Origin of the sequence: Nonomuraea maheshkhaliensis (assembly GCF_039529435.1) — a bacterium.
GTDB lineage: Bacteria > Actinomycetota > Actinomycetes > Streptosporangiales > Streptosporangiaceae > Nonomuraea > Nonomuraea maheshkhaliensis.
In genome coordinates this window covers 1-7,701 of record NZ_BAAAMU010000150.1, presented here as the reverse complement: position 1 = coordinate 7,701, position 7,701 = coordinate 1, and the positions used below count along the sequence as shown (strand labels likewise).

Below are 7,701 nucleotides of genomic sequence, written 5' to 3'. Positions count from 1 at the left end.
CGCGCGGCCGGACGTGACGGACTTGTGTTCAAGACCGCTGACCTGGTGTTATGTGATCGTGACTTGACCTGCAAGTTACATCCAGGTTTCATGTCCTCCACACCGTAAACGTTTACAGGCGGATGACCGTAAACGTTTACGCACGATGGAAGGACAGCCTTGGCCGACGGACCCACGATCAACACGATCGCCGAGCGCGCCGGTGTCTCGATCGCCTCCGTATCGCGGGTCCTGAACGGCCTGCCGACCAGGCAGGAGACCGTGCGCAAGGTGATGGCCGCCGCGGACGAGCTCGGCTACGTGCGCAACGCCGTGGCCAGGTCGCTCAAGTCGCGCCGCACCCACCAGGTCGCCTTCGCCATGGCCGACGTCGGCAACCCCGCCTACCTGGCCATGCTGCGCCAGATCCAGCCGGTGCTGAAGGCCGCCGGATACCGGCTCGTGCTCCACTCGACCGACGCCGTCGTGGAGGACGAGATCGCCGTGCTGCACAGCCTGGGCGAGCGCTACGTGGACGGGCTGATCATGGTCCCGCTGCGGGTCACCGAGGCCCATCTGCGGATGCTGGCCACGGCCAGGGCGCCGGTCGTGATCATCGGTTCGGTGCCCGACGGCACCCGCGTCGACAACGTACGGGCCGACTCGCGCACCGGCGTCAGGCTGGCGCTCGACCACCTCCACGCGCTCGGCCGCCGCCGCATCGCCCTGGTCAACGGCCCGCTCGACACCGTGCCCGGCGCCGCCCGCGGCGCCGCGTACCGGGAGGCGCTGGGAGACCTGGACCTGCCCTACGACGAGGACCTCGTCCGGATCGGCGACTTCTACCGCGCCGACGGGGCCCGCGCGGTGGCCGAGCTGCTCGCCGCCCGGCCCGACATCGACGCGCTGATGTGCGCCAACGACCTGATCGCGCTCGGCGCGCTCGACGTGCTGCGCGCCGCGGGCCGGCGGGTGCCCGAAGACGTGGCGGTGGTCGGCATGGACGACACCGACCTCGCCGCGGCCTCCTGGCCGTCGCTGACGAGTGTCTCGCTCGGGTCGGCCGAACGCGGCAAGGCCGCCGCCGAGCTGCTGCTCGAACGGCTCCAGGGCGGCGAGAGCGATCCCCGGGTGGTCACCGTGCCGCCCCGCCTCGCGGTCCGGGCCTCGACGGCGGGCCCGGCGTACGGAAAGTACACCGACGGAAAGTACACGGGCGAAACGCACGCGGGCGGGAAGGAGGGCGGGGCGTGACCGCGACCGAGACGAGAGCGGCGCCGCCCCGGCGGTCGCGCGCCAGGCGCCGCGGGCCCTCGCGCCAGACGCGGGAGATGTGGCTGCTGATGCTGCCGGCGATGGTGCCGGTGCTGCTGTTCAGCATGGGCCCGCTGCTGTACGGCATCGGCCTGGCCTTCACCGACGCCCGCAACACCCGCGTCCACCAGACCGAGTTCGTGGGCCTGGAGAATTTCACCGCGCTGCTGGCCGACGACGAGTTCTGGTCCTCGTTCCGGATCGGCGCGATCTGGTCGGTCTCGGTGACCGTGCTGCAGTTCGTCGCCGCGCTCGGCCTGGCGCTGCTGCTCAACGAGAAGCTGCGCGGCCGGGCCGTGGCCCGGGTGCTGTCGGTGGTGCCGTGGGCGATGCCGCCCGTGGTCATCGGCCTGATGTGGAAGCTCGTCTACCACCCCGACGCCGGCATCCTGAACGACCTGCTCGGCACGCACGTCAACTGGCTGGCCGACTTCTCGCTCGCCCTGCCCGCGATCATCGTGGTGGGCGTCTGGGCGGGCATGCCGCAGACCACCGTCGTGCTGCTCGCGGGCCTGCAGAACGTGCCCAAGGAGCTCTACGAGGCCGGTGAGATGGACGGCGCGGGCTCATGGCGGCGCTTCTGGAGCATCACGCTGCCGCAGCTCAGGCCGGTCATCGTGGCGATCACCTCGCTCGACTTCGTGTGGAACATCAACCAGTTCGGGCTGGTCTACGTGCTCACCCAGGGCGGCCCGGGAGGGCGCACGCGGCTGCCGATGCTGTTCGCGTACGAGGAGGCGTTCCGCTACCGCATGGCCGGTTACGCCTCGATGCTCGGCCTCGCCATGGCGATCGTCGTGCTCGCGGTGCTCGGGCTGTACCTGTGGCGGCAGATGAGGGAGGTCAGGTGAAACGCGTTTCACAGTACGTGGCGCTGGTCGCGTACGTCGTCTTCCTGGCGTTCCCGCTGCTGTGGCTGCTGTCCACGGCGCTGAAGACGCCCCAGGAGATGGCGCTGACGGAGCCCACGTGGATCCCGCGCGAGCCCACGCTGGCCAACTTCTCCGACGCGTTCGGGGAGCAGGACCTGGTCGGGGCGGCGACGCGCAGCCTGGTGGTGGCGCTGTTCGCCAGCGTGATCACCGTGGTCATCTCGCTGCCCGCCTCCTACGCCATGGCGCGCTACCGGGGCCTGGTCAACAAGATCGCGATCGGATGGGTGCTGGTCAGCCAGGTGTTCCCGTTCATCCTGATCATCATCCCGCTCTTCATGATCCTGCGGGACCTGGACCTGGTGAACACGCTGCCGGGCCTGGTGCTGGTACACGTGACGTTCACGCTGCCGTTCGCGCTGTGGATGTTGCAGGGCTACGTCCGCGCCGTGCCGCCCGAGCTTGAGGAGGCCGCGTCGGTGGACGGCGCGAGCCGGGTGCGGGCGATCGTGAGCGTGGTCGCCCCGCTGCTCGCGCCGGGCGTGGTGGCCACGCTGCTGTTCTCGTTCATCTCGTCCTGGAACGAGTTCATGTTCGCACTCGTGATCTTGCAGGACCCCGACGTCATGACACTCCCGCTCACGCTGGTGAGGTTCACCGGCCCCGAGGGGGTGGCCAGGCTCGGGCCGCTGGCCGCGGCGTCGCTCATGGCGACGATCCCCAGCCTGATCTTCTTCGCAATCATCCAGCGGCGCCTGAAGTCCGGCCTGATGGCCGGCGCCGTGAAGGGCTAGGAGGCCTCATATGCGAATCAAGTCCGCTCTGGCGGCGGTGGCCGTCCTCACGCTCGCCGCCGCGTGCGGCGGGGGCGGCGGCGAGTCGTCGTCCTCGCCCGGCGCGCCCGTCAAGCTCGACTTCCTCAGCCTGGCCTGGCAGAAGGAGTCCGTCGCCGCGAACAAGCAGATCGTGGACGAGTGGAACAAGGCCAACCCCGGCATCCAGGTCACCTACGTCCAGGGCAGCTGGGACAACGTCAACGACCAGCTCGTCACCCAGTTCGCCGGCGGCACCGCGCCCGACGTCATCCACAACGACTCGCCCGCGCTGGCCGGCTTCGCCTCCGACGGCTACCTGCTCGACCTGAGCGACAAGCTGCCCGCCGAGCTGAAGAGCGACATCCCGCAGGCCGCCTGGGACACCGTCACCTTCGACGGCGGCAAGGGCGAGCAGGGCGTGTACGGCGTGCCGTTCCTCCAGGAGTCGCAGGTCATCATCGCCAACAAGAAGCTGCTCGACGAGTCCGGCGTGCGCGTCCCGGCCCCGGGCGAGCCGTGGACGTGGGACGAGTTCTCCGCGGCGGCCAAGAAGATGACCAAGGGCGGCACGTTCGGCGTGGCCTGGCCGATGAAGTCGCCGGTCAACAAGACGCTCAACCTGGCGCTCAACTTCGGCGGCACCTTCTTCCAGACCGCCGACGGCAAGACCACCGTCAAGGTCGGCCCCGAGGAGCGCGAGGTGCTCCAGCGCATCCACGACCAGCTCTACAAGGACAAGTCCGCCGACCCGGCGGCGCTCGGCCAGGGCACCGCCGACCCGCTGCCCGCCTTCTACAAGGGCAAGTTCGCGCTGCTGCCGGCCGGCGTCTACCTGCGCCAGCAGGTCGCCGAGCAGGCGCCCGACGGGTTCGAGTGGGTGACGCTGCCCGCGCCCAAGGGCACCAGCGCCCAGCAGGGCGCGGTCTCGCAGACGCTGTCGGTCGCGCAGGAGAGTGAGCACCCGGACGAGGCGCTGAAGTTCATCTCGTTCTTCCTGAACGGCGCCAACCAGGCCAAGCTCGCCAAGGGCGACTGGCTGCTGCCGACCTCCCAGAAGGCCGCCGCCGACCCGGCCATGACCACCGAGGAGAACGGCTGGGACGTGGCCACCGCCTCCGCCAAGGACCTCGTCGTGGCGCCGTTCCTGAAGGTGAACGGGTTCGACGAGTGGAAGACCAAGGTCGCCACGCCCGCGCTGCAGGAGTACTTCGCCGACAAGATCACCCTCGACCAGGCGGCGAGCAAGCTCGTCGAGGACGGCAACAAGGTGCTGGAGCGGTACCAGCGGTGACTTCCTTGCGGGACAGGGCCCGGGGGTGCCTGCTCGGCCTGGCGGCCGGCGACGCCCTCGGGGCCCCGGCCGAGAACCTCACGCCGGCCGAGATCCGGCGGCGGTGGGGACGGCTCACCGAAATCGAGGGCGGCGGCACCGACGACACGGAATACGCGATCTACGCGGCGTCCCTCCTCGTCCGCCACGGGCATGGCCTGAGCGCGCAGGACGTGGCGGCCGCGTACCGGGCGGAGATCATCCCCCGGGTGGCGGGGCCCATGCGCGGAGCCGGGTTCTCCGAGCTGGGCACCGTCGAAGCGCTTCGCCGAGGGCTGGAGCCCCCGCTGACCGGGCTCGTGCACGCGCACGGCTGGTCGGACGGGCTGGCGATGCGGGCGGCGCCGTACGGGATCTTCTGCCCGGGTGATCCGGCGGAGGCGGCGCGGCTGGTGGAGCAGGACGGGCTGGTCAGCGGGTCGGGCGAGGGCATACTCGGCGGCCGCGCGGTCGCCGGTGCGGTGGCCGCCGCCATGGGCGGGGCCACGCCGGACGAGGTGGTCTCCGCGGCGCTGTCGGTGATCCCGGCGGACTCGTGGACGGCCAGGAACGTGGTACGCGTCCGTGACGTCCTCGCGTCCGTCCCCGCCCCGGGCGGCCGGAACCTGGAGCGCTCGTCCCCGGGCGGCTCGGGTCCGGACGGTGCGGGCTCGCGTGGCTCGGACCCGGGCGGCCTGGATCCCCGTGATCCTGGCCCCGCCGATCCGGCCTCCGGCGGCTCGGAGCTGGTCGAGGCGTTGCACCGGGCCGTCGTCGTCCGGCACTACCCGTGGACCGACGTCGCGCCCGAGGCCGTGGCGCTGGCCCTGGCCGCCTTCCTGGCGGGAGGCGGCGAGGTGGAGGCGTCGGTGACGTTCGGGGTGAGCCTGGGCCGGGACGCCGACACGATCGGCGCCATCGCGGGAGCGGTGGCCGGGGCCGCGCGGGGAGAGCGCGGCGTGCCCGCCCGCTGGGCCGCCAGGATCGGACCGGTGACGGGCAAATGCCTGCCCGTCGTGGCCGGAAGACACGTGCTGGACGTCGCCGACGAACTGGCGGAAGGACTGTAGAACACCATGTCGGGGGACAGAATCAGGGGGGCCTTCGCCGGGCTCGCCGTGGGTGACGCCGCGGGCTGGCCCGCGGCCAGGCACCGCGCGGCCCTGCACGCGCCCTGGAGCCGGCGCCTGCACCGCGAGCTGGACGCGTTCGCGGAAGAGCGTCAGGTGACCACGTTGCCGGTGCCGTTCGCGCTGAACCAGCCCGTCGCACCGCTGCGGATCGGGCCGTCCGACGACGCCGAGTGGCTGGCGTGGACGCTGCTGACCATCGATCGGCCGCGCGCGGACGCGTTCAGGGACCTCGTCCCGTCGCGCCCAGGCGCCGGCCTGCCAGGCGCGCCTGCGCCGATCAGGGCGCGGATTTCCGTGGCCACCGCGCTGGACAACCTGGCCAACGGGGTCGAGCCGCCCGCCTCGGGGCACGACAATCCCCATCATTTCGACGACGCCGCCGCCATCAGGGCCGTCGCGTTCGGGGCCCTGGGGAGAGATCCCACCGAGGACGCGAAGGTGACGAACGCCGGAGACGGCGTGCTCGCCGCCCAGGCCATGGCCGCCGCGGTGAGCGCCGCCGTGACCTCAGGCCCGGCGTCGGCTGCGGAATCCGGTGCAGGTCCCGGTGCAGGTCCCGGCGCGGGGCCGGTGACAGGGCCGGTGACAGGGCCGGTGACAGGACCGGTGACGGGGCCGGTGACAGGGCCGGTGACGGGGCCGGCGGCGAGGGCAGTGGCGGCGGCGGTCGAGGCGGCGCTGGCCGTGCTGCCCGAAGACACCGCCATCGGGCACAACGCCCGCCTGGCGCTGTCGGTCGCCAGGAAGGCGGGCGACCCGTTCGCCGCAGTCCCCGCGCTGGACGCCGCGCTGCTCGACCACGTCTACAGCTACGGCGTCGGCGCCGCGCAGACCGTGCCCGTGGCGCTGGCGCTGGCCGAGGCGGCGGGAGGCGAGTTCACCAGGGCCGTGCCCGCCGCGGCCTGCCTGGCCTCACTGGCCGACTCGGCGCCCGCGCTGACCGGAGCGTTGACCGGCGCCTGCGGCGGTTATGGAGCGATCCCGGAGGGGTGGACCGCCACGGCCCGTACGCTGTCCGGTTGTTGCCTGCCTGATCTGGCGGGCCGAGATCTGATCGAACTACTGGAGGGAATCGCATGACGCCGCTTGAGGACAGGGCGACCGGCTGCGTGGCGGGGGCGGCGGTCGGTGACGCGCTGGGCGGCGCCACCGAGGGCTGGACCTCCGAGCAGATCGTCGAACGGTACGGGGGCCGCGTCGAGGGCATCGTGCCCCCGTACAACGACGACTGGCGCAACGCCAGGCCCATCGCGCCGTACCACAAGGGCGACGGCCACATCACCGACGACACCCTGATGACGCACGCGCTCATCCGCGTCTACGAGAAGACCGGCGGCCACCTGGACGCCTACTCCATGGCCGAGCACCTGGTGCCCGAACTGATGAACGAGCGGCGCTGGATCCCCGAGCTGGAGGCCGAGGCGCTGCCGCTGCAGCGGATCTTCCTGGCCGAGAAGTGGATCGTGGCCAGGCTGCACTACGGGCACGTCGACCCGCGCGAGGCCGGCGTCGGCAACATCGTGAACTGCGGCGCCGCCATGTACGTCGCCCCCGTCGGCATCGTCAACGCCGCCGACCCCGACGCCGCCTACACCGAGGCCGTCGACCTGACCGGCGCGCACCAGTCCAGCTACGGCCGGGAGGCGGCGGGGGTGATGGCCGCCGCCGTGGCCGAGGCGATGCGGCCGGGCGCCACGGCCGACTCCGTGGTGTCCGCCTGCCTGCGCCTGGCCAAGGACGGCACCAGGGCCGCCATCGAGGCGGTCTGCGAGGCCGCGGCCGGTCTGGGGCACTGGGAGGGCTCGTTCGAGGCGCTGCGGGCGGCCATCAGGCCGTACGACACGGTCGCCGACACCTACCGTGACCAGGGGCTGGGCGCGCGGCGGCCGAGCCGGGTGCACAGCATCGAGGAACTGCCGCTGGCGCTGGGGTTCCTGGTGATCGCCAAGGGCGACTACCGGGACACCGTGCTGGGCGGCGTCAACTACGGGCGCGACGCCGACTCGATCGCCTCCATGGGCGGGGCCATCGCGGGCGCGCTCGGCGGGCTGGGCGGCGTGCCGAAGGAGTGGATCGAGCAGGTGGCGGCGGCCAGCCGCACGGACCTGGTGGCTCCCGGGCGCGCCATCGCCGCCGTGGCGCGCCGCGTGCACGAGGGCTACCTGCTGCGCCGCCGCGCCCACGAGTCCGCCTTCGCCGAGCTCGACGGCGCATGATCCGGCTCACCTGGGTGCAGCCGGAGGACCTCGTCGGTCACGAGCTGCGCCAGGCCGCCGAGG

General features: G+C 72.2%; 7 protein-coding genes. All 7 read left to right on the top strand.

Annotation, left to right across the window (positions count from 1 at the left end):
- Positions 1–159 precede the first annotated feature (159 nt).
- From ABFX54_RS49330 to ABFX54_RS49300, 7 genes are read left to right on the top strand one after another with little or no spacing between them, the layout of a single operon-like run.
- Complete coding sequence (locus ABFX54_RS49330) at positions 160–1,233, top strand: LacI family DNA-binding transcriptional regulator (protein WP_346114106.1); 1,074 nt, start codon at positions 160–162, stop codon at positions 1,231–1,233.
- Positions 1,230–2,144 (top strand): carbohydrate ABC transporter permease, encoded by a 915-nt coding sequence (locus ABFX54_RS49325; protein WP_346114105.1) that lies wholly within the window; start codon positions 1,230–1,232, stop codon positions 2,142–2,144. Before ABFX54_RS49330 ends, ABFX54_RS49325 begins: the two co-directional genes overlap by 4 nt.
- Positions 2,141–2,959, top strand: a complete 819-nt coding sequence (locus ABFX54_RS49320; protein ID WP_346114104.1) for a carbohydrate ABC transporter permease — start codon at positions 2,141–2,143, stop codon at positions 2,957–2,959. Before ABFX54_RS49325 ends, ABFX54_RS49320 begins: the two co-directional genes overlap by 4 nt.
- 10 nt (positions 2,960–2,969) lie before the next feature.
- Positions 2,970–4,271 (top strand): ABC transporter substrate-binding protein, encoded by a 1,302-nt coding sequence (locus tag ABFX54_RS49315; RefSeq protein ID WP_346114103.1) that lies wholly within the window; start codon positions 2,970–2,972, stop codon positions 4,269–4,271.
- On the top strand, positions 4,268–5,359 hold the full coding sequence (locus ABFX54_RS49310; protein ID WP_346114102.1) for an ADP-ribosylglycohydrolase family protein: 1,092 nt from the start codon (positions 4,268–4,270) through the stop codon (positions 5,357–5,359). Before ABFX54_RS49315 ends, ABFX54_RS49310 begins: the two co-directional genes overlap by 4 nt.
- Positions 5,360–5,365: 6 nt before the next feature.
- Positions 5,366–6,502 carry an ADP-ribosylglycohydrolase family protein gene (locus ABFX54_RS49305; protein WP_346114101.1) on the top strand — a complete coding sequence of 379 codons (1,137 nt, stop codon included), beginning with the start codon at positions 5,366–5,368 and terminating at the stop codon, positions 6,500–6,502.
- Complete coding sequence (locus ABFX54_RS49300; protein ID WP_346114100.1) at positions 6,499–7,638, top strand: ADP-ribosylglycohydrolase family protein; 1,140 nt, start codon at positions 6,499–6,501, stop codon at positions 7,636–7,638. Before ABFX54_RS49305 ends, ABFX54_RS49300 begins: the two co-directional genes overlap by 4 nt.
- Positions 7,639–7,701 lie beyond the last annotated feature (63 nt).

Bases quoted from the DNA above. Each gene is read 5' to 3' on its own strand.
- ABFX54_RS49315 (WP_346114103.1), top strand. From the start codon at position 2,970: ATGCGAATCAAGTCCGCTCTGGCGGCGGTGGCCGTCCTCACGCTCGCC.
- ABFX54_RS49305 (WP_346114101.1), top strand. From the start codon at position 5,366: ATGTCGGGGGACAGAATCAGGGGGGCCTTCGCCGGGCTCGCCGTGGGT.
- ABFX54_RS49300 (WP_346114100.1), top strand. From the start codon at position 6,499: ATGACGCCGCTTGAGGACAGGGCGACCGGCTGCGTGGCGGGGGCGGCG.